This is a genomic window from Klebsiella sp. 141153 (genome assembly GCF_032601995.1).
GTDB classification, from domain to species: Bacteria; Pseudomonadota; Gammaproteobacteria; order Enterobacterales; family Enterobacteriaceae; genus Klebsiella; species Klebsiella aerogenes.
Genome location: NZ_JAQIRJ010000008.1, coordinates 183,228 through 207,805 on the forward strand (window position 1 = coordinate 183,228; position 24,578 = coordinate 207,805).

The window sequence follows — 24,578 nt, forward strand, 5'->3', positions numbered from 1 at the left end:
ATTATATATTTATAATCTATCGGAATAAGTGATAAACCCTTCATCCTTCAGGCCACAGCCCTGCTGATTTATGTCAACATAGCGTTGACGGTTATCCAGCTTGGGCTAATACAAAGGTGAGTTATGCATATCACGCTACGGCAACTGGAAGTTTTTGCTGAGGTTTTGAAAAGCGGGTCGACGACTCAGGCGTCACAGATGCTGGCGCTGTCGCAGTCGGCGGTGAGCGCGGCGCTGACCGACCTGGAGGGGCAACTCGGCGTTCAGCTTTTTGACCGAGTCGGTAAACGGCTGGTGGTCAACGAGCACGGCCGCTTGCTCTATCCGCGCGCGCTGGCCCTGCTGGAGCGCGCCGGAGAGATAGAACAGCTGTTTCGCGGCGATAATGGCGCTATCCGCGTTTATGCCAGTAGCACCATTGGCAACTATATTCTGCCGGAAATCATCGCCCGCTACCGCCGCGATTTCCCCGAACTACCGCTGGAGCTGAGCGTCGGCAACAGCCAGGACGTGATTAATGCGGTCAGCGATCTGCGCGTCGATATTGGTCTGATAGAAGGGCCGTGCCACGCGGCGGATATTATCGCCGAGCCGTGGATTGAAGATGAACTGGTGGTGTTCGCCGCCCCTGACTCGCCGTTCTTAGAGGGCGAATTGACGCTGCAACGGCTGGCGGAAGCGCAGTGGATCCTGCGCGAGCATGGCTCCGGCACGCGGGAAATCGTCGACTACGTGCTGTTGTCGCATCTGCCCGCATTTCAACTGGGCATGGAGCTTGGCAACTCGGAGGCGATTAAACATGCGGTCCGTCATGGGTTAGGCATCAGCTGCCTGTCACGGCGGGTGATTGCCGAGCAGCTGGAGGCTGGAACGCTGGTGGAGCTCAAGCTGCCGTTACCGCGCCTGACGCGCACGTTGTGGCGTATTCGCCATCGGCAAAAACACGTTTCCAAGGCGCTGCAGCGTTTTATCCGCTACTGCGAGGTATAGCGCTGGCGTAAGCCACGATTTTTTGTCTGTTTTTTTATGCGCCAATGCAGGATTACTGCTTTACTAATAATTTGTGTCAGATCATGAAGCTCTCTTATAACTTTGCATTTGTACCGGATGGACGGACGATCGTCTGCTACAATCGCGCCTCATTTTTTGGATGGATAGCATTTTCACATGGTTTCGGAAACTAAAACCACAGAAGCGCCCACGCTCCGCCGCGAGCTAAAAGCGCGCCACTTGACCATGATCGCTATTGGCGGTTCCATCGGTACAGGTCTTTTCGTTGCCTCTGGCGCAACAATTTCACAGGCAGGCCCCGGTGGCGCGCTGCTTTCCTACATTCTGATCGGTCTGATGGTGTATTTCCTGATGACCAGTCTCGGCGAGCTGGCGGCGTTTATGCCGGTTTCAGGCTCCTTTGCGACCTACGGTCAGAACTACGTAGAAGAAGGCTTTGGTTTCGCGCTGGGCTGGAACTACTGGTACAACTGGGCGGTGACTATCGCCGTTGACCTCGTTGCCTCGCAGCTGGTGATGAGCTACTGGTTCCCGGATACCCCCGGCTGGATCTGGAGCGCGCTGTTCCTTGGTATCATGTTCCTGTTGAACTGGATCTCGGTACGCGGCTTCGGCGAAGCGGAGTACTGGTTCTCGCTGATTAAAGTTGCCACCGTGATTATCTTTATCATCGTCGGCATCATGATGATTTTTGGCATTTTCGAAGGCACGACGCCGGCGGGCTGGAGCAACTGGGGCATTGATGACGCGCCGTTTGCCGGCGGCTTTGCGGCGATGATCGGCGTGGCGATGATTGTCGGTTTCTCTTTCCAGGGCACCGAGCTCATCGGTATTGCCGCGGGCGAATCGGAAAATCCGGAGAAGAACATTCCGCGCGCGGTGCGTCAGGTGTTCTGGCGTATCCTGCTGTTCTATGTCTTCGCGATTTTGATTATCAGCCTGATCATCCCGTATACCGATCCGAGCCTGCTGCGTAACGACGTTAAAGATATTTCCGTTAGCCCGTTCACCCTGGTGTTCGAGCACGCCGGTCTGCTCTCTGCGGCGGCTATCATGAACGCGGTTATCCTGACGGCGGTGCTGTCGGCGGGTAACTCCGGGATGTACGCCTCTACGCGTATGTTGTATACCCTGGCGTGCGACGGCAAAGCGCCGCGCATTTTCTCGAAGCTGTCGAGAGGTGGCGTACCGCGTAATGCGCTGTATGCGACGACCGTGATTGCGGCGCTGTGCTTCCTGACCTCGATGTTCGGCAACCAGACGGTCTACCTGTGGCTGCTGAACACCTCCGGGATGACCGGCTTTATCGCCTGGTTGGGGATTGCGATCAGCCACTACCGTTTCCGTCGTGGCTACGTATTGCAGGGTAACGATATTAATAACCTGCCGTACCGTTCCGGCTTCTTCCCGTTGGGGCCGATCTTCGCTTTCGTACTGTGCCTTATCATCACGCTGGGCCAGAACTACGAAGCCTTCCTCAAGGACACCATTGATTGGGGCGGCGTGGCGGCGACCTACATCGGCATTCCGCTGTTCCTGGTTATCTGGTTTGGTTACAAGCTGGTGAAAGGTACCCGCTTCGTGCGCTACAGCGAGATGAAGTTCCCGGAACGCTTTAAAGGCTAACTTCATACACTGCCGCTTTCGATAAAGCCCTCTTTTAAAGAGGGCTTTTTTTATGCCTGCAAGACTTACAAACGGACACACTTCTTCATAATTGTATTGATAATTGTAATCATTATCCTTATCATTTCGGCAAATTCAGGATGAAGCCAATCTCCATATCTTGCCGCTCAACCATGAAAGGCAAGGGGTGACCAGCCACATCGACTGTAAAAAAATTGCGCGCGGCCGCCAGAGCCGTGTGTCGACAGGATGTGCAAGCAGCACCCTTTGTTTGATTTGTAGTTGACCTCATGGAGATTTGGTATGTTCAGGTTAAACCCTTTTGCCCGGGCGGGACTGTGCGCGTCCGTCGTAGCATTGGCATTTCCGGCGCTGGCCGCAAATGATGACGAAACGCTGGTTGTCACCGCCGCGGCGACTGAACAGAGCGTCAAAGATGCGCCCGCCAGTATCAGCGTGATTACCCAACAGGACTTGCAGCGTAAGCCGGTGCAGAACCTGAAGGACGTGTTGCGCGATGTGCCTGGCGTTCAGCTCACCAACGAAGGGGATAACCGCAAGGGTGTCAGCATCCGCGGTCTGGATAGCAGCTATACGCTGATCCTGATCGATGGCAAACGCGTCAACTCGCGTAACGCCGTCTTCCGCCATAACGATTTCGATCTGAACTGGATCCCGGTGGACTCCATCGAACGGATTGAAGTAGTGCGCGGCCCGATGTCTTCCCTGTACGGTTCCGACGCGCTCGGCGGCGTGGTCAACATCATTACCAAAAAAATCGGCCAGAAATGGACCGGTACCCTCAGCAGCGATGCCACCATTCAGGAACACCGCGATCGCGGTGACACTTATAACGGCCAGTTCTTCACCAGCGGCCCGCTGATTGACGGCGTGTTGGGCATGAAAGCCTACGGCAGCCTGGCGAAACGCAGTAAAGACGATCAGCAATCTTCCAGCAACGCCGCGGGCGAAACGCCGCGCATTGAAGGTTTTACCAGCCGCGACGGCAACGTTGAGTTCGCCTGGACGCCAACGGAGAATCAGGACATTACCGCCGGCTACGGTTTCGATCGCCAGGATCGCGATTCAGACTCGCTCGACAAAAACCGCCTCGAACGTCAGAACTACTCTTTGACCCATAACGGGCGCTGGGATGTCGGCAATAGCGAAGTGAAATTCTACGGCGAGAAAGTGGATAACAAAAATCCAGGGCAGGCGGGCACTATTACTTCTGAGAGTAATGCGGTCGATGGTAAATATGTGATGCCGCTGGGTATGATCAACCAGATCGTCACCCTCGGCGGTGAATGGCGCCACGATAAACTCAAAGATCCGGTAAACCTGAGTAGCGGCGGCAAATCGACTTCCGCCAGCCAGTACGCGCTGTTCCTCGAAGATGAGTGGCGGATCTTTGAACCGCTGGCGCTGACCACCGGCATCCGTATGGACGATCACCAAACTTACGGCGATCACTGGAGCCCGCGTGCGTACCTGGTCTATAACGCCACCGATACCGTGACTGTGAAAGGCGGTTGGGCTACGGCCTTTAAAGCGCCTTCGCTGCTGCAATTGAACCCGGACTGGACCACCAACTCCTGTCGCGGTAGCTGCAGCATTATCGGTAACCCGAATCTGAAGCCTGAAACCAGCGAAAGCTTTGAGCTTGGTCTGTATTACAGCGGTGAAGAGGGCTGGCTGGAAGGTGTTGAAGGCAGCGTGACCGCCTTCCAGAACAACGTTGACGATATGATCGACATCCTGCGCACCTCCAGCGCCAGCGAGGCGCCGGGTTACCCGAACTTCGTCGGCTGGAAGACCGTGAACGGTAAGCGCGTGCCGGTATTCCGCTACTTCAACGTCAACAAAGCGCGGATTAAAGGCGTGGAGACCGAAGTGAAGGTTCCGTTCGGCGAAGAGTGGAAACTGACGGTCAACTATACCTATAACGATGGTCGCGATCTGAGCAACGGCGGCAATAAACCGCTGCAGACGCTGCCGTTCCATACCGCTAACGGTACCCTCGACTGGAAACCGCTGGAGGATTGGTCTTTCTACGTCACGGCCAACTATACCGGCGAGCAGCGTGCGGTAAGCGCGACGGGTAAAACCCCAGGCGGTTATACCATGTTCGATATCGGCGCCGCGTGGCAGGTCAGTAAAAACGTGAAACTGCGCTCCGGCGTGCTTAACGTTGGCGACAAAGATCTGAACCGCGACGATTACAGCTACACCGAAGATGGCCGTCGCTACTTTATGGCCGTCGATTACCGCTTCTGATAGCGATAAACTGTCTGCCGCCGCTGAAGTAACTTCAGTGGCGGCAGCCCCGATAAAACGTGTACGCCGCTATCCGCCAGGTATCAGCCGCTTGCCTCTTTCATCCACCACCTTTTCTCCATCCTCTTTGCTAAAAGCGCCTTGCTGCGGATCGGGCAGGATATCCAGTACCACTTCAGAAGGTCGACATAAGCGGGTTCCCCGTTCAGTGACCACAATAGGGCGATTAATCAGGATGGGATGAGCGAGCATTAATTCTATTAACTGTTCGTCGGTGAACTTATCCTCCGCGAGTCCCAACTGGGCATAAGGTTCAACATTCTCGCGTAGCAGAGTACGCACCGCGATCCCCATCTCTGCGATAAGTTTAACCAGCTCATCGTGAGTTGGCGGGGTTTCAAGGTAGTGAATAACGGTGGGTTCATTACCGCTGTTACGGATCATCTCCAGCGTATTACGTGACGTGCCGCAGGCCGGGTTGTGATAGATGGTGATATTACTCATATAAGTGTCTCGTTATAGAGTGAGAGAGAGCCGCAGCGCCAGCGCGGCCAGAGTGACAAACAGCACAGGTAGCGTCATGATGATGCCGGTGCGGAAGTAATATCCCCAACTGATGGTCATGCTTTTCTGCGACAGTACGTGCAGCCACAGCAGGGTCGCCAGACTGCCTATTGGCGTGATTTTGGGGCCTAAATCGCACCCAATCACGTTGGCGTAGATCATCGCTTCTTTGATAACGCCAGAAGCGGTGCTTCCTTCAATCGACAGCGCGCCCACCAGGACCGTTGGCATATTGTTCATTACCGACGACAGGAAAGCTGTCAGGAAGCCCGTGCCAAACGTTGCCGCCAGCAGTCCCTTATCCGCCAGCATATTCAGGACACCCGACAGATATTCCGTTAAGCCCGCATTGCGCAGACCGTAGACCACCAGGTACATACCCAGCGAGAAAATAACGATCTGCCAGGGCGCGCCGCGTAATACTTTACCGGTATTGATGGCGTGACCTTTTTTCGCAACGGCAAACAGAACAGCAGCTCCGACAGCGGCGATAGCGCTAACGGGCAGCCCCAGCGGTTCAAGAACAAAGAAACCAACCAGCAACAAAAGCAGAACAACCCAGCCAGCTTTGAAGGTTGCGGGATCTTTAATCGCGCTGGCAGGCGTTTTCAGCAAAGTGACGTTGTAGGTTGCCGGAATATCCCGGCGGAAAAACAGATGCAGCATGCCCAGCGTGGCCGCGATGGCAGCAATATCAACAGGAACCATTACAGAGGCGTATTGCGTAAAACCAAGCCGGAAGAAGTCAGCAGAGACAATGTTTACCAGATTAGAAACGATAAGCGGCAGGCTGGCGGTATCGGCAATAAACCCGGCTGCCATGACAAAGGCCAATGTTGTCCTTTTGCTGAACCCCAGAGCGAGCAGCATGGCAATGACGATGGGAGTCAGAATGAGCGCTGCGCCATCGTTAGCAAACAGCGCCGCAACGGTCGCGCCTAACAGGATAATCCAGCTAAACAGCAGACGACCGCGCCCGTTGCCCCAGCGGGAGACATGCAGCGCGGCCCATTCAAAAAAGCCCGATTCATCGAGCAGCAGGCTGATGATAATTACCGCGATAAAAGTCGCAGTTGCGTTCCAGACGATATTCCAGACCACAGGAATATCACTGGGATGAATAACGCCGCTGACCAGCGCCAGCACTGCGCCAATACTCGCGCTCCAGCCGATGCTGAGGCCCCGGGGCTGCCAGATTACCAACACCAGCGTGAATAAAAAGAGACTACCTGCCAACAACATTCACTACTCCAATATATGCGTTTATATATATGTATCAACAGGTGCTACACGCTGATTTCGTGCGCCATTCGTCAAAATCTTCTCTCATGCTCTGCCAGGATGCGGCAATGATCTCCGCCGCCCAAGCCGGCATATGGGGCGAGAGGCGATAGTGGACCCATTTCCCTTGCCGACGGTCGAGCACCAGTCCGGACTCACGTAATATCGCCATATGACGCGATATTTTCGGCTGGGATTGCCCGGTGGCGGCACACAGATCGCAGACGCACAGTTCGCCGGACTCACGTAGCAACATGATGATGGCTAGACGGGTTTCATCCGCCAGAATTTTAAACAGCTGGATAGGTTTTATCATGGTTGACCAGATTATCATCGGAGTACATATATGCTAAATCATATGTATTGTGTTTTAAATAACAAATTATCGCCCGTAGCGACAAGGTAGTTCCTGACGATGATAAAAAACCGGGCAAGCGGAGGATGCCCGGCGAGGCGGGGAAGGGGGACTATTTAAACAGATGCTTCGCGTGGAAGCGCAGATGATCTTCTATAAAGGTGGCAATGAAATAGTAGCTGTGGTCGTAGCCGGGCTGGATACGCAGGCTCAGCGGCCACTGTTTCTGTCGCGCCACCTCTGCAAGGACCGCGGGCTGCAGCTGGGTACCGAGAAACTGGTCGGCGTCACCCTGATCAATTAAAGTCGGAATGGCATCCCCGGCCTGGCTTGCCTGCATCAGCGCGCAGCTGTCCCACTCCTGCCAGGTCGCCTCATCATCGCCGAGATAGGCGCTGAACGCTTTTTGTCCCCACGGAACTTTGCATGGGTTGACGATCGGCGCGAAGGCCGAGACGCTGGTAAAGCGCCCTGGGTTTTTCAGCGCCACGATGAGCGCGCCGTGGCCGCCCATCGAGTGGCCGCTGATGGCGCAACGGTCGGCGACCTGAAACTGGTTGTTAATTAACTGCGGCAGCTCATCGCGCAGGTAGTCGTACATGCGAAAATGCGCCGCCCACGGCGCCTGAGTGGCGTTGAGGTAAAAACCTGCGCCTTTACCGAGATCGTAACCGGCATCATCGGCGACGTCATCGCCGCGCGGGCTGGTGTCGGGCATCACCAGCGCAATGCCAAGTTCGGCGGCTATCCGCTGAGCGCCGGCCTTAGTGGTAAAGTTTTCGTCATTGCAGGTCAAACCGGATAGCCAGTACAGCACCGGCGGCGGGGCGGTTTCCGTCGCCGGCGGTAAAAAGATGCTAAACGTCATGGCGCAGTTCAGGGTACTGGAGTGATGACGCCAGCGTTGCTGTCGACCCTCGTAACAGCGATGCTCTTCAAGCAGTTCCATGCAGGGCTCCTCGGGTATCTATGTGTAATGCTTAATAATACAGATATTTCATTAACCGGTGAGCAACTTTCACTTTCCCGTCGCGCAAAGCTATTGCATCATTAATACGAGTTATAAAGAACATCTCAGAACATCTACAGTACTTATGATTGCGCGCGGTAGCGGCGGGGCTCGCTGGCGTGGCGCATCGACAACGTCCAACCGCAGCGGTAAAAATGAAAGGTTGCGCCAATTTCAATAATTATCGTGACGGCTACTGGATTATGTGCGCCACCTCACGCACAATGAGTGCAAACTTTGCCCTCAGAAGAGCAAAGAGCGCCACACCTGCAGGAGAACCTAAATGTCATCATTGAGTAAAGAAGCCATACTCGTTCATGAAGCGCTGGTCGCTCGTGGGCTGGAGACGCCGCTGCGTCCGCCAGTACAAGAAATTGATAATGAAACGCGCAAGCGTCTGATCGCCGGGCACATGACTGAGATTATGCAGCTGCTGAATCTTGATCTCAGTGACGACAGCCTGATGGAGACTCCGCATCGCATCGCAAAAATGTACGTTGATGAGATTTTCTCCGGTCTGGATTATGCCAGATTCCCGAAAATCACCGTTATTGAAAACAAAATGAAAGTTGACGAGATGGTGACGGTTCGCGATATCACGCTGACCAGTACCTGTGAACATCACTTTGTGACGATTGACGGCAAAGCGACCGTAGCTTATATCCCGAAAGATTCGGTAATCGGCCTGTCGAAAATTAACCGCATCGTGCAGTTCTTTGCCCAGCGTCCGCAGGTGCAGGAGCGCCTGACGCAGCAGATCCTCACTGCGTTGCAGACCCTGCTCGGTACCAGTAACGTCGCGGTATCCATTGACGCGGTGCATTACTGTGTGAAAGCGCGCGGCATCCGCGATGCGACCAGCGCCACGACCACCACTTCGCTTGGCGGTCTGTTTAAATCCAGCCAGAATACCCGCCAGGAGTTCCTGCGCGCCGTACGTCACCACAATTAATTCGGAGCAGGGTGCATGGAGAGAAACGTCACGCTGGACTTCGTTCGCGGCGTCGCCATCCTCGGCATTCTGCTACTGAATATCACCGCCTTCGGCTTGCCGAAGGCGGCCTATCTTAATCCGGCATGGGCCGGGAGTATTTCGCTGAGCGACGCCTGGAGCTGGGCAATCCTCGACCTGTTTGCGCAGGTGAAATTCCTCACCCTGTTTGCTCTGCTGTTCGGCGCCGGATTACAAATGCTGCTGGTACGCGGTAAACGCTGGATCCAGTCACGGCTAACCCTGCTTGCCCTACTTGGTTTTATTCACGGCCTCTTTTTCTGGGATGGCGATATTCTGCTGGCCTATGCGCTGGTGGGGCTAATTGCCTGGCGCATGGTACGCGATGCCCAACACGTTAAATCGCTATTTAATACCGGCGTAGTGCTATATCTCATCGGTATTGCGGTGCTGGTATTGCTGGGATTGATTTCCGCCAACGGCGCCAGCCGGTCATGGGTGCCCGATGCCGCGAATGTGCAGTATGAACAGTTCTGGAAGCTCAAAGGCGGTATGGAGGCGGTGAGCAATCGCGCGGATATGCTGTCCGATAACCTGGTGGCGCTGGGCGTGCAGTACGGCTGGCAGCTGGCGGGGATGATGCTAATGGGCGCGGCGCTAATGCGCTGCGGCTGGTTGAAAGGGCAGTTTAGCCTTAGTCACTACCGCCGCGTCGGGTTTGTGCTGATTATTGCCGGGATGGCGGTGAATGTGCCGGCCATCGCCGCGCAGTGGTACTTGCAATGGGACTACCGCTGGTGTGGTTTTCTGCTGCAGGCGCCGCGTGAACTTGGCGCGCCGCTTCAAACCATCGGCTATGCCGCGCTGGCGTGGGGATTCTGGCCGCAATTATGCCGCTTCCGTCTGGTCGGCGCGATTGCTTGCGTTGGGCGGATGGCGCTCAGTAACTATTTACTGCAAACCCTGATCTGCACCACGCTGTTCTATCATCTCGGCCTGTTTATGAAATTTGACCGTTTTCAGCTGTTGGCCTTTGTGCCGGCGGTGTGGGCGGTTAATCTCCTCTTCTCGCAGTTTTGGCTGCGTCATTTCCGCCAGGGGCCCGTTGAGTGGCTATGGCGTCAGTTAACCCTGAGAGCCTCAGGGACAACAACAAGAGATACATCCGTATAACGATCTCGATCACAATCATTAACAAAATGGATGTAACCGTTTCCAGCGGTGTGACCTCACTCACGTAGCGCGGCGCGCGTCACTGCCAGAATAGCCACCTTGCTGAACACAGGAGGTGGGTGTGACGTATTGTAATGCTATTAAGGTGGGTCTCCATGATCACCATTCGTGATGTCGCCCGTCAGGCGGGGGTCTCCGTAGCGACGGTCTCACGGGTGCTGAACAACAGCGCGCTGGTGAGCCCGGATACGCGGGAAGCGGTGATGAAAGCGGTCGCGCAGCTGGGCTATCGACCCAATGCCAATGCCCAGGCGCTGGCGACCCAGGTTAGCGATACCATCGGCGTGGTGGTGATGGATGTGTCGGACGCCTTTTTCGGCGCGCTGGTGAAAGCGGTGGATACCGTCGCGCAGCAGCACCAGAAATATGTCCTGATCGGCAACAGTTATCATGAAGCTGAAAAAGAGCGCAACGCCATTGAGGTGCTGATTCGCCAGCGCTGTTCGGCGCTTATCGTGCATTCGAAAGCGTTAAGCGATGCCGAACTCGGCGATTTTATGCAGCATATTCCGGGCATGGTGCTGATTAACCGCATTGTACCCGGCTTCGCGCACCGCTGTGTGGGTCTCGATAACGTCAGCGGCGCGCTCATGGCTACGCGGATGCTGCTCAATCACGGCCATCAGCGGATTGGCTATCTCTCTTCCAACCACGGCATTGAGGATGATGAACTGCGCCGTGAAGGGTGGAGTAAGGCGCTGCAGGAGCAGGGTATTATCGCCCCGGAAAGTTGGATTGGCTCGGGATCGCCGGATATGCAGGGCGGCGAAGCGGCGATGGTGGAACTGCTTGGGCGTAATTTAGGCCTGACGGCAGTGTTTGCCTATAACGACAGTATGGCTGCTGGCGCGCTCACCACCCTCAAGGATAACGGCATTGCTGTGCCGCAGCATCTCTCGCTGATTGGCTTTGATGACATTCCCATTTCCCGTTACACCGATCCGCAGCTGACCACGGTGCGCTATCCCATTATGTCGATGGCCAAATTGGCTACTGAACTGGCGCTACAAGGGGCGGCAGGAAAACTCGATAGTGAGGCCAGCCACTGTTTTATGCCCACGCTGGTGCGCCGCCATTCTGTGACGCAGAAGCAAAGTGTGGGGCCGATCACTAACTGAATCTATCCATCGATGTAACCGCTTTCAATCTGTGAGTAAATTCACAGTATATTAACATTACGCTGTTTATGATGGCAGCGTTGACCAGTCCGAACCAGGCTGTGCTGATGATGCGTTTAAACATCATCTTAAACAATAGGTTAGGCACTTGATGAAGCCGTTTTTCTGGAGCGTTACCCTACACGGAAGACAGAATTAACGTTGTGAATATCGTTGTGCGGTAACCCTAATGTAACAACTCCCGCCAGCTATCTTCACGCCAAAAAAAACGATGCAAAATAATAAAACCGGAGATTCCATGAATAAGAAGGTCTTAGCTCTGTCCGCCGTCATGGCTGGTATGCTTTTCGGCGCCGCAGCGCATGCCGCGGATACCCGTATCGGCGTTACGATCTACAAGTATGACGACAACTTTATGTCCGTCGTGCGTAAAGCTATCGAAAAAGACGGCAAATCTGCGCCAGACGTGAAACTGCTGATGAATGACTCGCAGAACGATCAGTCCAAACAGAACGATCAGATCGACGTGCTGCTGGCGAAAGGGGTGAAGGCGCTGGCGATCAACCTGGTTGACCCGGCGGCGGCGGGTACGGTTATCGACAAAGCGCGCGGGCAAAATGTGCCGGTGGTGTTCTTTAACAAAGAGCCATCGCGCAAGGCGCTGGATAGCTACGATAAAGCCTACTATGTAGGTACCGACTCCAAAGAATCCGGGATTATCCAGGGCGATCTTATCGCCAAACACTGGAAAGCGAACCCTAACTGGGATCTGAATAAAGATGGTCAGATTCAGTTTGTTCTGTTGAAAGGCGAGCCGGGCCACCCGGATGCCGAAGCGCGTACTTCCTACGTTATCAAAGAGCTGAATGAAAAAGGTCTTAAAACTCAGCAGCTGGCGTTAGATACCGCCATGTGGGATACCGCGCAAGCGAAAGATAAAATGGACGCCTGGCTCTCCGGCCCGAACGCTAACAAAATCGAAGTGGTGATCGCTAACAACGATGCGATGGCGATGGGCGCGGTAGAAGCGCTGAAAGCGCATAACAAGAGCAGCATTCCGGTGTTCGGCGTCGATGCTCTGCCTGAAGCGCTGGCGCTGGTGAAATCCGGCGCGATGGCCGGTACCGTGCTGAACGACGCCAACAACCAGGCGAAAGCGACTTTCGATCTGGCGAAGAACCTGGCTGACGGCAAAGAGCCTGCTGCTGGCACCAACTGGAAAATTGAGAATAAGATTGTCCGCGTACCATACGTAGGCGTCGATAAAGACAACCTCAGCCAGTTTATCGGTAAATAAGTTTTACATGCATTGCGGGCGCGTTCAGCGCGCCCGATTATTCCTGATACCGAAGCCGATTTTGCTGCGATATAACTTATCGTCGCGGATCGGCACGAACGCAGCCAGGTATAACTATGGTCAGCAATAATAGCGTACAGTCGGGCGAATATTTGTTGGAAATGAGCGACATCAACAAATCTTTCCCCGGCGTGAAAGCTCTTGATAATGTCAACCTGAAGGTTCGTCCGCACTCAATCCATGCATTAATGGGGGAGAATGGCGCGGGTAAATCGACATTATTAAAATGCTTATTTGGGATCTATCAAAAAGATTCCGGCAGTATTCTTTTTCAGGGAAAAGAGATCGATTTCCATTCGGCGAAAGAAGCCCTGGAGAACGGTATTTCAATGGTGCACCAGGAGTTAAACCTGGTTCTACAACGTTCGGTCATGGACAACATGTGGCTGGGGCGTTACCCCACCAAAGGTATGTTTGTCGATCAGGATAAAATGTATCGCGATACCAAAGCGATATTTGATGAACTGGATATTGATATTGACCCGCGCGCTCGCGTGGGGACGTTATCGGTATCGCAGATGCAGATGATTGAAATTGCGAAGGCGTTCTCCTATGACGCCAAAATAGTCATTATGGATGAGCCTACCTCATCGCTGACCGAAAAAGAGGTCAATCACCTGTTTAAAATAATCCGCAAGCTGAAAGAGCGTGGCTGCGGCATTGTTTATATCTCCCATAAAATGGAGGAGATATTCCAGCTCTGCGATGAGATTACTATCCTGCGCGATGGTCAGTGGATTGCCACCCAGCCGCTGGAAGGGCTGGATATGGATAAGATCATTGCGATGATGGTTGGCCGTTCGCTGAACCAGCGTTTTCCGGATAAACAAAACAAACCGGGCGAAGTAATCCTTGAAGTTCGTAACCTGACCTCGCTGCGCCAGCCGTCGATTCGCGATGTCTCGTTCGATCTGCATAAGGGCGAAATTCTCGGTATTGCCGGGCTGGTAGGCGCGAAGCGTACCGATATCGTTGAAACGCTGTTTGGCATCCGCGAAAAGGCCAGCGGCACTATTACCCTGCATGGTAAAAAAATTAATAACCATAGCGCTAACGAAGCGATTAACCACGGCTTTGCGCTGGTAACCGAAGAGCGTCGTTCGACGGGGATTTATGCTTATCTCGATATTGGTTTTAACTCGCTGATATCAAATATCAAGAAGTATAAAAACAAGGTCGGCCTGTTGGACAATTCACGGATGAAAAGCGATACCCAATGGGTTATCGATTCCATGCGTGTAAAAACGCCAGGTCATCAAACGCAAATCGGTTCGCTTTCCGGCGGGAATCAGCAGAAGGTTATTATCGGCCGTTGGTTATTAACCCAACCGGAAATATTAATGCTTGATGAACCGACCCGCGGAATTGACGTCGGCGCGAAATTTGAAATTTACCAGCTGATTGCCGAACTGGCTAAAAAAGATAAGGGCATCATTATTATCTCTTCTGAAATGCCGGAGCTGCTGGGAATTACCGACCGTATTCTGGTTATGAGCAACGGGCTGGTTGCCGGAATTGTTGAGACCAAAACCACGACGCAAAATGAAATTCTGCGTCTTGCATCATTGCACCTTTGAGATCAGGGGCTTTCCATGAGTGCGTTAAATAAAAAGAGTTTCCTCACTTACCTGAAAGAGGGTGGGATTTACGTTGTACTTTTGGTCTTGCTGGCCATTATTATTTTCCAGGACCCGACCTTCTTAAGTCTGCTGAACTTAAGTAACATCCTGACGCAATCCTCGGTACGTATTATCATCGCGCTCGGCGTCGCCGGGCTGATTGTTACTCAAGGGACCGACCTTTCCGCCGGACGTCAGGTGGGTCTGGCGGCGGTGGTGGCGGCTACCATGCTGCAGGCGGTGGATAACGCCAACAAGGTGTTCCCGGAGATGGCGACCATGCCGATCCCGTTGGTTATTCTGCTGGTTTGCGCAATTGGCGCGGTGATTGGCTTGATTAACGGTATCGTCATTGCCTATCTCAACGTGACGCCGTTTATCACTACCCTGGGGACGATGATTATCGTTTACGGTATCAACTCCCTGTACTACGACTTCGTCGGCGCGTCGCCGATTTCCGGTTTCGACAGCCACTTCTCGCAGTTTGCCCAGGGCTTTGTCGCTTTAGGTTCATTCCGCCTGTCGTACATAACTTTCTACGCGCTGATCGCTATCTTCTTCGTGTGGATCCTGTGGAATAAAACCCGTTTCGGTAAAAACATCTTCGCTATCGGCGGTAACCCCGAAGCCGCGCGTGTCTCCGGCGTTAACGTGGCGCTGAACCTGCTGATGATTTATGCCCTATCCGGGGTGTTTTATGCCTTCGGCGGGCTGCTGGAAGCCGGACGTATCGGTTCGGCGACCAACAACCTCGGCTTTATGTACGAACTGGATGCGATTGCTGCCTGCGTGGTGGGGGGCGTTTCCTTCAGCGGCGGCGTGGGTACGGTTTTCGGCGTGGTGACCGGGGTTATTATCTTTACCGTCATCAACTACGGTCTGACCTACATCGGCGTCAATCCATACTGGCAGTACATTATTAAAGGGGCGATTATCATCTTCGCCGTGGCGCTGGATTCACTGAAATACGCGCGCAAGAAATAAGATTGAACGCATACAAAACCCGCGCCTGGCGCGGGTTTTTTTATATCTCAAATTGACGAAACGACGCAGGTTATTTTTCTTTCTGTAGCTCCAGCAACTGCTCAGGCGTGACCGCCGGGTAGGATTGCGCATCCTCCGGAACTTCATGCTGCTGCGCCGGGATGGGGATCAGCGGCCCGAGGAAACGCGGTTCGCGTTTGAAGATATAGAGATCCGCCAGCGCGCCAAACCGGGCGCCAAACTCGCGAAGACGCACGGTCCACATATCCTTCGGCGAAGGCACCGCATAGCACTGCGCCTGAATCCCCATATGCAGGGCGATAAACAGCGCGCGCTCGCAGTGGAAGCGCTGGGTGATAATAATAAAATCGTTGGTATCGAACACTTTGCGGGTGCGCACGATCGAATCGAGGGTGCGGAAACCGGCGTAGTCCAGCACGATATCCGCCGGATCGACGCCGGCTTTGATCAGATCCCGGCGCATGGTCATCGGTTCGTTATAGCTTTGCAGGGCGTTGTCACCGCTTAACAGCAGATAATTGACCTTACCGCTATTGTAAGCGTTGAGCGCGCCCTGGATCCGGTAACGATAATACTGATTGATCACGCCGGTGCGATAATATTTGGCAGTACCCAACACCACGCCAACCTGGCGGTAGGGGAGATCCTGCAGCTCATCGTAAATATAGGGCGCGGTTTTCCAGCTCATCCAGCGGTCAAGACCCAGCACGGTCAACAGCAGCAGGCCGAGCAGGACTAACAGGCTGTATAACACACGCTTTAACATGAACTTGACTCAATGGTGGACGAGGGAAGCTTCAGGCTACTTTACCCGCCGGGTAAGCGCAAGAAACCATCGTTTAATTGCGGGGATTTTCAGCAATATGGCAGATTACCGAATCCAGGCCGGATAAGCCAAAGGCGCATCCGGCAATCTGCTCAGGCTATCTGGCTAGTTAACCTAACAGCACGCGGTCGATATTCTGACAGCCCAACGCTTTCAGGGTTGCAACGGTCGCATCCCACTGGATAAGCGCGGCGTCGGCTTTCTCGGCTAACAGCGCGCGCTGGATATCCGGATAGTCGTAACCGTTAAGGCTCAGCAGGTTCAGCGCGCCCTGCAGCGGCGGTAGCGTCGGATTGAACGCCGCGTTTTCCGCGTAGCTGCCGCAGAAAATGGTGCCGTCTTTCAGCTCAAGCGCCACGCCGGAAGGGGAGTTGCTGTACGGCGCATGGCAGCGGTTCGCCGCCTGAATAGCCGCCTGCGTGAGCGCATCGCCGCTGAGGGGGAAGCCGTGATCCTGCTCATCCATCAGCAGAGTTTTAATCTCCAGATCTTTCGGACCAAAGGCGTCCGGCAGATAGTGCTGCAAGGAGTGCACTTCGCGACCCGGCAGATGAATGCGCAGCGCCAGACCGCTGTTCAGTTCGTTCATAAACTGGCGACAGTGGCCGCAAGGCGTGTAGTTGACGGTAATGGCGCGCAGGGATTTTTCGCCGCGCAGCCAGGCGTGGCTGATGGCGCTCTGTTCCGCGTGGACGGTCTGCTGCATGGTGGCGCCGAGGAATTCCATGTTGCCGCCGAAATACCAGCGACCGCTCACGCCGCGGGCGATAGCGCCAACGTTAAAGTGAGAAAGATCGGCACGGGCGCAGGCGGCGGCAAGCGGCAGTAGCGCAAAGGCCAGCGCGTCTTCATCCAAACCTGTTGCTTGTTGTAGCATCGCCACCTGATCGGCTTCGAGCAGCGCCGGGAAGTGCGGGTCTGCGAGCATCGGGGCGATGGCCGCCTGCAGGTCTGCCGCCAGATTAGTCAAAGCAGCTTGAAAACGAGAGTGCATAGCGTTGCCTCATAACAATGTAATGGGAAGCTAGTGTACGGGCCCGTACGGGCCCTATATGTGACATAAGTCTCATTGTTTGTGCAACGCTAATTTGTTGCATTTATGAGTGTGATGTATATCACATTTATCCAACAACAGCGACGATCACCGGGAACAGAAAAGGCGCGACCAGCGAGGTAATAATTCCGCACAGTACCAGCGCCAGCGAGCTAAATGCCCCTTCCTGGTAGTCCAGTTCGGCGCAACGGGCGGTGCCGAGGGCGTGCGAGGCGGTACCCATCGACAGGCCGCGGGATGCTTTAGTATGAATACGCATGGCGTTAAGCAGCGTATGGCCGAACACCGCGCCGAGGATGCCAACGAAAATGACGCACACGGCGCTAATCGCTGGAATACCGCCAATACTGCCGCTGACCGCCATGGCAATCGGCGTAGTGACGGATTTTGGCATGATGGAAGCGGCGATTTGCGGGGTGGCGCCCATCAGCAGAGCGACGGTGGTACCGGTGATCATCGCCACGCAGCTACCGATAAAGCAGATGGTGATGATGGATTTCCAACGCGCGCGGATCTGGTGCAGTTGTTCATACAGCGGAAAGGCCAGCGCAACCACCGCCGGCTGCAGCAGATCGTTAAGAATTTTGCTGCCGGCAAAATAGCGTTCATAAGAAATGCCGGTGACCAGCAGGAAAGGAATAATGACCACCATGGCGACCAGCAGCGGGTTGAGCAGCGGAAATTTAAACCGCGCCGCCAGCTTGCGGGCAAGGAAAAAGACAATCAGCGTTAACGGGAGCGACCACCACATTTCATGGATCATTTTTTACTTCCTTTTTGCCCGATGATTTTGCGTTCACCGTGGACCAGATGCGAGCTCCAGCTCACTACCAAAAAGACTAATAAGGTACTGACGGCGCAGGAGACCGCCACCGGCCCCAGCTGCGCGCGCAGCAAATCCCAGTACTGCATTACGCCGACGCCGATAGGCACGAACAGCAGCGCCATGTAGCGAATCAGGATGTTACAGCCGGGGTTGACCCACTGCGGCGGCATAATTTGCAGCGCCAGCAGTACGAACAAAATCAGCATGCCGATAATGCTGCCGGGAATTGTGATGGGCAGTAGCCCGGCGATAAAAATGCCCGCATACAAGCAGGCGTAAATCAGGACGAAAGCTCGCGCGTACTGCCAGATAATATTCAGCGACTTACTCATGGTAATAACCCTTGATGAACTGCCATTCATCATACAATTAAACCCTGAAATGTGCTACCGATCACATCATGAATTCTACGCATCGTCAGCATAGAAAATGGGAACAGCGGCCTTATTCTGCGAGGTAGTGCAGAAAACGAGTGAGCGCCAGCGATGGCACTTCGCTTTTGCGCCAGAAAACCCCAACGCTACCTTTTTGTTCAATACGCGGCAAATTCAGAATCGCCAGTTGCCCATGTTCGGCGTAATGCTGCGCCAGCCGCAAAGAAAGAATAGAGATCATATCGCTGCTTTGCAGCAAATTGCTGGTGACATTCATTGAGGCCGACTCGATAGTATTCTCCGGCAGCATGACGCCGTTATCGACCAGCGCGTTATCAATACTCTGACGAATGGGCGTGCCTGTAGGCCAGACGATCCAGCGCCAGGCGGCAAGATCCGCCCAGCTCAGATGGGACCTGCTGGCCAGCGGATGATCGGGACGGGCGACGAAGCATACCGGTTCGGTATAGAGTACACGGTAGTTGAGCGGCAGTTCCAGCGCGCGCCCCCCAACACGTCCAACGACCACATCGACCACGCCGGAGAGCAGGTCGTGCAGCAGTGGCGTCATCACTTTTTCTTCGATATTCAGATGCAGGGTCGGCATCTCTTTAAGCAGGGCGAGGATCGCCTGCGCCACGCAGTCTGTCGCCACCGGCGAGCAGCCGATCATCAGGCTGCCGACCAGCCCGCCTTGTTTAAAGCGCTCGATCTCGTACTGCGAGCGCGACATGTCGTTGATTAGCCGCTGGGCGTGCTGAAGCAGCAGTTTGCCACCTTCCGAAGGGCGCAGGCCCTTACTGTGGCGCTCAAAGAGCGGCATGCCGACTTCTTCTTCAAATTGCGTCAGCCACTTAGAGAGTGCGGGCTGGGTAATATTCATCATTTTCGCGACCTGCGTGAGATTGCCTTGCTCACCCAGCGCCACCAGCATTTTCAAATGCTGCAGCTTCAACTTTTGCGTCCAGTTCGCCATCAGCCGATAACCTCCAGGTTATGTCTATGCCCGAAAAGCCATTGTACATTTCATCGCCATGGTTACAAAATCGCAACATAAAAGAAATAAATACAACATCTACCCTGACCTGCACTGAGGCATCATTATGGCTCAACGACGTGAACTACAGACGTTACTCAACGCAGCGCCGGTTGGCGCCCTGCAGTGGCGTGTGATTATTTGCTGTTTTCTGGTGGTGATGCTTGATGGTTTTGACACCGCCGCCATTGGTTTTATCGCCCCCGATATCCGCGTTCACTGGCAACTGAGCGCCAGCGAACTCGCGCCGCTGTTTGGCGCCGGACTATTGGGATTGACCGCCGGGGCGCTGCTCTGCGGCCCGCTTTCTGACCGCTTTGGCCGAAAACGGGTGATTGAGTTCTGTGTCGCGTTGTTTGGCTTATTTAGCCTGCTCTCCGCGTTCTCGACGAATCTTGAAATGCTGGTGATCCTGCGTTTTCTCACCGGTCTGGGATTGGGCGGGGCGATGCCCAACACCATTACCATGACTTCGGAATATCTGCCGGCTCGCCGCCGCGGGGCGTTAGTAACCTTGATGTTCTGCGGCTTCACGCTGGGTTCGGCGCTGGGCGGCGTGGTGAGCGCCCAACTGGTGGCGCATATCGGCTGGCACGGCATTCTGGCCTTAGGCGGCATCCTGCCGCTGCTGCTGGCCGTCGCGCTGCTGTGGGCGCTGCCGGAATCGCCGCGCTGGCAGGTTCGCCGCGGACTGCCGCAGGCGACCATCGCCAAAACCGTTAGCGCCATCACCGGCGAGCGCTATTCCGAAACCCATTTCTGGCTGGATGAACCGGCGGCCGGGCCGAAAGGCAGCATTAGCCAGCTGTTTGTCGGCCGCCAGTTGACAATCACCTTGATGCTCTGGGTGGTGTTCTTTATGAGCCTGCTGATTATCTATTTGCTCTCCAGCTGGATGCCGACGCTGCTTAACCATCGTGGTATCGATTTGCAGCACGCTTCGTGGGTGACCGCCGCGTTTCAGGTGGGCGGCACGCTCGGCGCACTGTTGCTCGGCATCCTGATGGACCGTTTCAATCCCTTCCTTGTGCTGGCGATGAGTTACTGCCTGGGCGCGTTGTGCATTGTGATGATCGGTTTAAGCGAAAACGGCTTGTGGCTGATGGCGCTGGCGATTTTCGGCACCGGAATCGGCGTGAGTGGTTCGCAGGTAGGCCTGAATGCGCTGACCGCCACGCTTTACCCTACTCAGAGCCGCGCGACCGGTGTCAGCTGGTCCAACGCCGTCGGCCGCTGCGGCGCCATCGTTGGTTCGCTCTCCGGCGGCATGATGATGGCGATGAATCTCTCTTTCGACACGCTGTTTTACGTTATAGCGGTACCGGCGGCGATCGGCGCGGTGATGCTCATCCTGCTGATGCTGGCGGTTCGCCGCCCTGGAACTGTACCCGACGCGCTGCCCTCTGCCGGTATCGCGAATAAATGAGGAGAATAATAATGACGCCATCTACTCCGCAATCGAACCGCAATCGTCAGCAGTTCTATCAGCATATCGCTGGACAGAATCTGACGCCGCTGTGGGAATCGTTGCACCATCTGGTGCCGCAAACGCCGAATGCCAACTGCGCCCCGGCGTACTGGAACTATCAGGAAATTCGCCCGCTGCTGCTGGAAAGCGGGCAGTTAATCGGCGCTAAAGAGGCGGTACGTCGGGTACTGGTGCTGGAGAACCCGCAGCTGCGCGGCCAGTCGTCCATTACCGCGTCGCTGTATGCCGGCCTGCAGCTCATCATGCCGGGCGAGGTGGCGCCGAGCCACCGTCACAATCAGTCGGCGCTGCGCTTTATCGTGGAAGGCCACGGCGCGTTTACCGCCGTCGACGGCGAGCGCACGCCAATGCGCCCCGGCGATTTTATTCTGACTCCGCAGTGGCGCTGGCACGATCACGGCAATCCTGGCGATGAACCGGTGGTCTGGCTCGATGGTCTCGATTTACCGCTGGTCAACTATCTCGGCTGCGGTTTTGCTGAAGATTATCCGCAGGAGCAGCAGCCGGTGACGCGTAAAGAGGGCGACTACCTGCCGCGCTACGCTGCCAACATGTTGCCGCTGCGCCATCAGGTGGGAAATTCCTCGCCGATCTTTAACTACCGCTACGACCGTAGCCGCGAGGCGCTGCATGACCTGACCCATCTTGGCGAGGCCGACGAATGGGACGGCTACAAGATGCGCTACGTCAACCCGGTCACCGGTGGCTATCCGATGCCCTCGATGGGCGCTTTCCTGCAACTGTTGCCGAAAGGGTTCCGGTCGCGGGTGGCGAAAACCACCGACAGCACCATCTACCACGTAGTGGAAGGTAGCGGCCAGGTGACGATTGGCGAACAAACCTTCGCATTCCAGCCGAAAGACATCTTCGTGGCGCCAACCTGGCACGGCGTATCGTTCAACGCCTGCGAAGAGTGCGTGTTATTTAGCTTCTCGGACCGTCCGGTACAGGAGGCCTTAGGCCTGTTCCGCGAAGCGCGTTATTAATAAGAAGGAAAACCATCATGACTCAATACGTTTTTGCTCCCCAGGCGCCGATTAGTCTCCCCGTTGTTGGCAGCGATGAGCAGTTCCCGGTGCGCCGCGTGTACTGCGTAGGCCGTAACTATGCCGCCCACGCCCGTGAAATGGGCTTCGATCCGGATCGCGAACCGCCGTTCTTCTTTTGCAAACCGGCGGATGCGGTTGTGCCGGTGGCGGCTGGCGAAACGCTGGATCTGCCGTATCCGGCGCAGACCGACAACTATCACTACGAGATTGAGCTGGTGGTCGCTATCGGCAAGGCGGGACGCGACATCCCGCTGGAGCAGGCGCAGGAATATATCTGGGGCTATGCCACCGGACTCGATATGACCCGCCGCGACCGCCAGATGGAGATGCGCCAGATGGGGCGCCCGTGGGAAATAGGTAAAGCATTCGATCTTTCCGCTCCTGTCGCGCCGCTGCATAAAGCCGCCGAGGCGCGCGAGGTGAATCAAGCCGGGATCTGGCTGCAGGTGAACGGTGAAGATCATCAGCGTAGCGATATACGCCACCTTATCTGGTCAGTAAATGAAACCATCAGCTATCTGTCGGGCTTTTTTGAACTGCAGCCCGGCGATCTGATTTTCACCGGCACGCCGGAGGGCGTCGGCGCGGTGGTGAAGGGCGATGTGATTACCGGCAACGTAGACGGACTGACGCCTATCGCCGTTCGCGTGGTGTGAGGTGAACAATGAAGCTGTACAGTTTTTTTAATAGCTCTGCCTCATACCGGGTGCGCATCGCGCTGGCCCTCAAGGGTATCGACTATCAGAGCGTGGGGGTGAATATCCGCATCGGGGCGCAGAATGCGCTGGAGTACCGGCGGCTCAATCCGGTGGGGCTGGTGCCGACGCTTATCACCGATGACGGTGAATCGCTGGGCCAGTCGCTGGCGATAGTTGACTGGCTTGACCGCCACTACCCACAAATGCCGCTGCTGCCGCAGGAGGATCCGGCGCGGATGCGGGTGCTGGAGATGGTCTACGCCATCGCCTGCGATATTCATCCGATTAATAACATGCGGGTTTTACGCTACCTTAGCGACGAGCTGAAGGTCAGCGAAGCGGACAAAAAACGCTGGTATGCCCACTGGATCCAGCAGGGGCTCAGCGCGCTGGAGCAACTGCTGCGGCAGGCGAAATCCGGCGCTTTCTGCGTCGGCGATAGACCAACGCTCGCCGACTGTTGCCTGGTGCCGCAGTGGGCCAACGCGCAGCGAATGGGGTGCGATCTGAGCCATTATCCGCGCTGCCAGGCGGTTTACGACGCCTGTACCCGGCTCCCGGCGTTTATTGCCGCCGCGCCGGAAAATCAACAAGACAAAATTCCGGCCTAGGGAGGAAGGAAAATGGCGAAAGTGACGCGAGCAATTATCGTCGGCGGCGGCATTGGCGGCGCGGCGACGGCGCTCTCTCTGGCGCGCCAGGGGATCAAAGTGATGCTGCTGGAAAAGGCGCATGAAATCGGTGAAATCGGCGCCGGTATTCAACTGGGGCCGAATGCGTTTTCAGCGCTGGATAGCCTCGGCGTCGGCGAAGTGGCGCGCCAGCGCGCGGTGTTTACCGACCATATCACGATGATGGATGCGGTGAATGGGGAAGAGGTGGTGCGTATCGAGACCGGCCAGGCCTTCCGTGACCATTTCGGCGGCCCGTATGCGGTGATCCATCGGGTGGACATTCACGCCACCGTCTGGGAAGCCGCGCTGACCCATCCCGGCGTGGAATACCGGACTTCAACTCAGGTGGTGGATATCCGCCAGACCGCCGATGACGTGACGGTCTTTGATGACAAAGGCAATAGCTGGACTGCCGATATTCTGCTGGGCTGCGACGGCGTGAAGTCAGTGGTGCGCCAGAGTCTGCTCGGCGATGCGCCGCGGGTCACCGGCCACGTGGTGTACCGCGCGGTGATCGAGGCGGCCGACATGCCGGAAGACCTGCGGATTAACGCGCCGGTGCTGTGGGCCGGGCCGCATTGTCATCTGGTGCATTATCCGCTGCGCGGCGGCAAACAGTACAACCTGGTGGTCACCTTCCATAGCCGCGAAAGCGAAGAGTGGGGCGTGCGCGACGGAAGCAAAGAAGAGGTGCTTTCTTACTTTAAAGGGATTCATCCCCGCCCGCGGCAAATGCTCGACAAACCAACGTCCTGGCGCCGCTGGTCTACCGCCGACCGCGAGCCGGTTGCAAAGTGGGGTAACGATCGCATTACCCTGGTCGGCGATGCCGCCCACCCGGTGGCGCAGTATATGGCGCAAGGCGCCTGCATGGCGCTGGAGGATGCGGTAACGATAGGTAAAGCGCTGCAGCAGTGCGACGGCGACGCCGCTCGCGCCTTCGCGCTGTACGAGTCGGTGCGTATTCCGCGTACCGCGCGAATTGTCTGGTCAACCCGTGAAATGGGGCGGATTTATCACGCGGCGGGGGTCGAACGGCAGGTACGTAATCTTCTATGGAAGGGCAAAACGCAGGATGAATTTTACCGCGGTATCGAGTGGCTTTACGGCTGGAAAGAGGATAACTGCCTCGCACCACGCTAAGG

At 55.5% G+C, this 24,578-nt stretch carries 23 protein-coding genes; 14 read left to right on the forward strand and 9 right to left on the reverse strand.

What is annotated here, in order from left to right; translation table 11 throughout:
• Window positions 1-123: 123 nt before the first annotated feature.
• The 3 genes from yieE to cirA all read left to right on the forward strand — a co-directional run bounded on the left by yieE (window position 124) and on the right by cirA (window position 4,914).
• Entirely contained in the window at window positions 124-990 is an 867-nt protein-coding gene (gene yieE / locus PGS10_RS16865; protein ID WP_015365699.1) for a DNA-binding transcriptional regulator YeiE, read from the forward strand.
• Window positions 991-1,167: 177 nt separating this feature from the next.
• Complete coding sequence (locus PGS10_RS16870) at window positions 1,168-2,637, forward strand: amino acid permease (RefSeq protein WP_045376788.1); 1,470 nt, start codon at window positions 1,168-1,170, stop codon at window positions 2,635-2,637.
• A 303-nt stretch (window positions 2,638-2,940) separates the two neighbouring features.
• Window positions 2,941-4,914 carry a catecholate siderophore receptor CirA gene (cirA, locus tag PGS10_RS16875; RefSeq protein ID WP_047044936.1) on the forward strand — a complete coding sequence of 658 codons (1,974 nt, stop codon included), beginning with the start codon at window positions 2,941-2,943 and terminating at the stop codon, window positions 4,912-4,914.
• A 69-nt stretch (window positions 4,915-4,983) separates the two neighbouring features.
• Here cirA and arsC read toward each other — a convergent pair whose 3' ends face one another.
• The 4 genes from arsC to fghA form a co-directional block, all read right to left on the reverse strand.
• Window positions 4,984-5,418: a glutaredoxin-dependent arsenate reductase gene (arsC, locus tag PGS10_RS16880; RefSeq protein WP_047044933.1), complete on the reverse strand. Its 435-nt coding sequence runs from the start codon at window positions 5,416-5,418 to the stop codon at window positions 4,984-4,986.
• A 12-nt stretch (window positions 5,419-5,430) separates the two neighbouring features.
• On the reverse strand, window positions 5,431-6,720 hold the full coding sequence (locus tag PGS10_RS16885) for an arsenic transporter (protein ID WP_047066123.1): 1,290 nt from the start codon (window positions 6,718-6,720) through the stop codon (window positions 5,431-5,433).
• 34 nt (window positions 6,721-6,754) lie between these two features.
• Window positions 6,755-7,075: a metalloregulator ArsR/SmtB family transcription factor gene (locus PGS10_RS16890; RefSeq protein WP_213797430.1), complete on the reverse strand. Its 321-nt coding sequence runs from the start codon at window positions 7,073-7,075 to the stop codon at window positions 6,755-6,757.
• Between the two features lie 151 nt (window positions 7,076-7,226).
• Window positions 7,227-8,063, reverse strand: coding sequence for an S-formylglutathione hydrolase (gene fghA / locus PGS10_RS16895; RefSeq protein ID WP_045391298.1), 837 nt, complete (start codon window positions 8,061-8,063; stop codon window positions 7,227-7,229).
• 343 nt (window positions 8,064-8,406) lie between these two features.
• On the opposite strand from fghA, the gene folE reads away from it, so the two are divergent.
• From folE to mglC, 6 genes are all read left to right on the forward strand, one after another.
• A complete protein-coding gene (gene folE, locus PGS10_RS16900; protein WP_015365708.1) occupies window positions 8,407-9,075 on the forward strand; it encodes a GTP cyclohydrolase I FolE in 669 nt (222 codons plus the stop codon).
• A 15-nt stretch (window positions 9,076-9,090) separates the two neighbouring features.
• Window positions 9,091-10,248 carry a DUF418 domain-containing protein YeiB gene (gene yeiB / locus PGS10_RS16905; RefSeq protein ID WP_049059510.1) on the forward strand — a complete coding sequence of 386 codons (1,158 nt, stop codon included), beginning with the start codon at window positions 9,091-9,093 and terminating at the stop codon, window positions 10,246-10,248.
• A gap of 155 nt (window positions 10,249-10,403) precedes the next feature.
• The gene (gene galS / locus PGS10_RS16910; protein WP_045391291.1) at window positions 10,404-11,426 is read left to right on the forward strand and encodes an HTH-type transcriptional regulator GalS; all 1,023 of its coding nucleotides are present in this window, start codon (window positions 10,404-10,406) and stop codon (window positions 11,424-11,426) included.
• A 298-nt stretch (window positions 11,427-11,724) separates the two neighbouring features.
• The gene (gene mglB, locus PGS10_RS16915) at window positions 11,725-12,723 is read left to right on the forward strand and encodes a galactose/glucose ABC transporter substrate-binding protein MglB (protein WP_045391288.1); all 999 of its coding nucleotides are present in this window, start codon (window positions 11,725-11,727) and stop codon (window positions 12,721-12,723) included.
• 116 nt (window positions 12,724-12,839) lie between these two features.
• Window positions 12,840-14,360 (forward strand): galactose/methyl galactoside ABC transporter ATP-binding protein MglA, encoded by a 1,521-nt coding sequence (gene mglA / locus PGS10_RS16920; protein WP_015365712.1) that lies wholly within the window; start codon window positions 12,840-12,842, stop codon window positions 14,358-14,360.
• Between the two features lie 15 nt (window positions 14,361-14,375).
• Window positions 14,376-15,386, forward strand: coding sequence for a galactose/methyl galactoside ABC transporter permease MglC (mglC, locus tag PGS10_RS16925; protein WP_015365713.1), 1,011 nt, complete (start codon window positions 14,376-14,378; stop codon window positions 15,384-15,386).
• A 70-nt stretch (window positions 15,387-15,456) separates the two neighbouring features.
• Here the strand turns inward: mglC and sanA are convergent, their stop codons facing one another.
• From sanA to PGS10_RS16950, 5 genes are all read right to left on the reverse strand, one after another.
• Window positions 15,457-16,173 carry an outer membrane permeability protein SanA gene (sanA, locus tag PGS10_RS16930; RefSeq protein ID WP_015365714.1) on the reverse strand — a complete coding sequence of 239 codons (717 nt, stop codon included), beginning with the start codon at window positions 16,171-16,173 and terminating at the stop codon, window positions 15,457-15,459.
• A 169-nt stretch (window positions 16,174-16,342) separates the two neighbouring features.
• Window positions 16,343-17,227 (reverse strand): cytidine deaminase, encoded by an 885-nt coding sequence (gene cdd, locus PGS10_RS16935; protein ID WP_316423280.1) that lies wholly within the window; start codon window positions 17,225-17,227, stop codon window positions 16,343-16,345.
• Window positions 17,228-17,354: 127 nt separating this feature from the next.
• Window positions 17,355-18,050, reverse strand: a complete 696-nt coding sequence (locus tag PGS10_RS16940; RefSeq protein ID WP_015365717.1) for a CidB/LrgB family autolysis modulator — start codon at window positions 18,048-18,050, stop codon at window positions 17,355-17,357.
• Entirely contained in the window at window positions 18,047-18,445 is a 399-nt protein-coding gene (locus PGS10_RS16945; protein ID WP_045376759.1) for a CidA/LrgA family protein, read from the reverse strand. The genes PGS10_RS16940 and PGS10_RS16945 overlap by 4 nt, the downstream gene beginning before the upstream one ends.
• A gap of 112 nt (window positions 18,446-18,557) precedes the next feature.
• Window positions 18,558-19,463 carry a LysR substrate-binding domain-containing protein gene (locus PGS10_RS16950; RefSeq protein WP_045391285.1) on the reverse strand — a complete coding sequence of 302 codons (906 nt, stop codon included), beginning with the start codon at window positions 19,461-19,463 and terminating at the stop codon, window positions 18,558-18,560.
• A 127-nt stretch (window positions 19,464-19,590) separates the two neighbouring features.
• On the opposite strand from PGS10_RS16950, the gene mhbT reads away from it, so the two are divergent.
• From mhbT to PGS10_RS16975, 5 genes are read left to right on the forward strand one after another with little or no spacing between them, the layout of a single operon-like run.
• Entirely contained in the window at window positions 19,591-20,949 is a 1,359-nt protein-coding gene (mhbT, locus tag PGS10_RS16955) for a 3-hydroxybenzoate transporter MhbT (protein ID WP_316423281.1), read from the forward strand.
• An 11-nt stretch (window positions 20,950-20,960) separates the two neighbouring features.
• A complete protein-coding gene (gtdA, locus tag PGS10_RS16960; RefSeq protein WP_045391279.1) occupies window positions 20,961-21,998 on the forward strand; it encodes a gentisate 1,2-dioxygenase in 1,038 nt (345 codons plus the stop codon).
• A gap of 17 nt (window positions 21,999-22,015) precedes the next feature.
• Window positions 22,016-22,717 (forward strand): fumarylacetoacetate hydrolase family protein, encoded by a 702-nt coding sequence (locus tag PGS10_RS16965; protein WP_047044903.1) that lies wholly within the window; start codon window positions 22,016-22,018, stop codon window positions 22,715-22,717.
• A gap of 8 nt (window positions 22,718-22,725) precedes the next feature.
• Window positions 22,726-23,370, forward strand: coding sequence for a maleylacetoacetate isomerase (gene maiA / locus PGS10_RS16970; RefSeq protein WP_221694766.1), 645 nt, complete (start codon window positions 22,726-22,728; stop codon window positions 23,368-23,370).
• A 12-nt stretch (window positions 23,371-23,382) separates the two neighbouring features.
• Window positions 23,383-24,576: a 3-hydroxybenzoate 6-monooxygenase gene (locus PGS10_RS16975; protein WP_047066113.1), complete on the forward strand. Its 1,194-nt coding sequence runs from the start codon at window positions 23,383-23,385 to the stop codon at window positions 24,574-24,576.
• The last annotated feature ends 2 nt before the right edge of the window (window positions 24,577-24,578 follow it).

Excerpts from the sequence above, each read along its gene's own strand:
- yieE (WP_015365699.1), top strand. The coding sequence starts at position 124 with ATGCATATCACGCTACGGCAACTGGAAGTTTTTGCTGAGGTTTTGAAA.
- PGS10_RS16870 (WP_045376788.1), top strand. The coding sequence starts at position 1,168 with ATGGTTTCGGAAACTAAAACCACAGAAGCGCCCACGCTCCGCCGCGAG.
- cirA (WP_047044936.1), top strand. The coding sequence starts at position 2,941 with ATGTTCAGGTTAAACCCTTTTGCCCGGGCGGGACTGTGCGCGTCCGTC.
- arsC (WP_047044933.1), bottom strand. The coding sequence starts at position 5,418 with ATGAGTAATATCACCATCTATCACAACCCGGCCTGCGGCACGTCACGT.
- PGS10_RS16885 (WP_047066123.1), bottom strand. The coding sequence starts at position 6,720 with ATGTTGTTGGCAGGTAGTCTCTTTTTATTCACGCTGGTGTTGGTAATC.
- PGS10_RS16890 (WP_213797430.1), bottom strand. The coding sequence starts at position 7,075 with ATGATAAAACCTATCCAGCTGTTTAAAATTCTGGCGGATGAAACCCGT.
- fghA (WP_045391298.1), bottom strand. The coding sequence starts at position 8,063 with ATGGAACTGCTTGAAGAGCATCGCTGTTACGAGGGTCGACAGCAACGC.
- folE (WP_015365708.1), top strand. The coding sequence starts at position 8,407 with ATGTCATCATTGAGTAAAGAAGCCATACTCGTTCATGAAGCGCTGGTC.
- yeiB (WP_049059510.1), top strand. The coding sequence starts at position 9,091 with ATGGAGAGAAACGTCACGCTGGACTTCGTTCGCGGCGTCGCCATCCTC.
- galS (WP_045391291.1), top strand. The coding sequence starts at position 10,404 with ATGATCACCATTCGTGATGTCGCCCGTCAGGCGGGGGTCTCCGTAGCG.
- mglB (WP_045391288.1), top strand. The coding sequence starts at position 11,725 with ATGAATAAGAAGGTCTTAGCTCTGTCCGCCGTCATGGCTGGTATGCTT.
- mglA (WP_015365712.1), top strand. The coding sequence starts at position 12,840 with ATGGTCAGCAATAATAGCGTACAGTCGGGCGAATATTTGTTGGAAATG.
- mglC (WP_015365713.1), top strand. The coding sequence starts at position 14,376 with ATGAGTGCGTTAAATAAAAAGAGTTTCCTCACTTACCTGAAAGAGGGT.
- sanA (WP_015365714.1), bottom strand. The coding sequence starts at position 16,173 with ATGTTAAAGCGTGTGTTATACAGCCTGTTAGTCCTGCTCGGCCTGCTG.
- cdd (WP_316423280.1), bottom strand. The coding sequence starts at position 17,227 with ATGCACTCTCGTTTTCAAGCTGCTTTGACTAATCTGGCGGCAGACCTG.
- PGS10_RS16940 (WP_015365717.1), bottom strand. The coding sequence starts at position 18,050 with ATGATCCATGAAATGTGGTGGTCGCTCCCGTTAACGCTGATTGTCTTT.
- PGS10_RS16945 (WP_045376759.1), bottom strand. The coding sequence starts at position 18,445 with ATGAGTAAGTCGCTGAATATTATCTGGCAGTACGCGCGAGCTTTCGTC.
- PGS10_RS16950 (WP_045391285.1), bottom strand. The coding sequence starts at position 19,463 with ATGGCGAACTGGACGCAAAAGTTGAAGCTGCAGCATTTGAAAATGCTG.
- mhbT (WP_316423281.1), top strand. The coding sequence starts at position 19,591 with ATGGCTCAACGACGTGAACTACAGACGTTACTCAACGCAGCGCCGGTT.
- gtdA (WP_045391279.1), top strand. The coding sequence starts at position 20,961 with ATGACGCCATCTACTCCGCAATCGAACCGCAATCGTCAGCAGTTCTAT.
- PGS10_RS16965 (WP_047044903.1), top strand. The coding sequence starts at position 22,016 with ATGACTCAATACGTTTTTGCTCCCCAGGCGCCGATTAGTCTCCCCGTT.
- maiA (WP_221694766.1), top strand. The coding sequence starts at position 22,726 with ATGAAGCTGTACAGTTTTTTTAATAGCTCTGCCTCATACCGGGTGCGC.
- PGS10_RS16975 (WP_047066113.1), top strand. The coding sequence starts at position 23,383 with ATGGCGAAAGTGACGCGAGCAATTATCGTCGGCGGCGGCATTGGCGGC.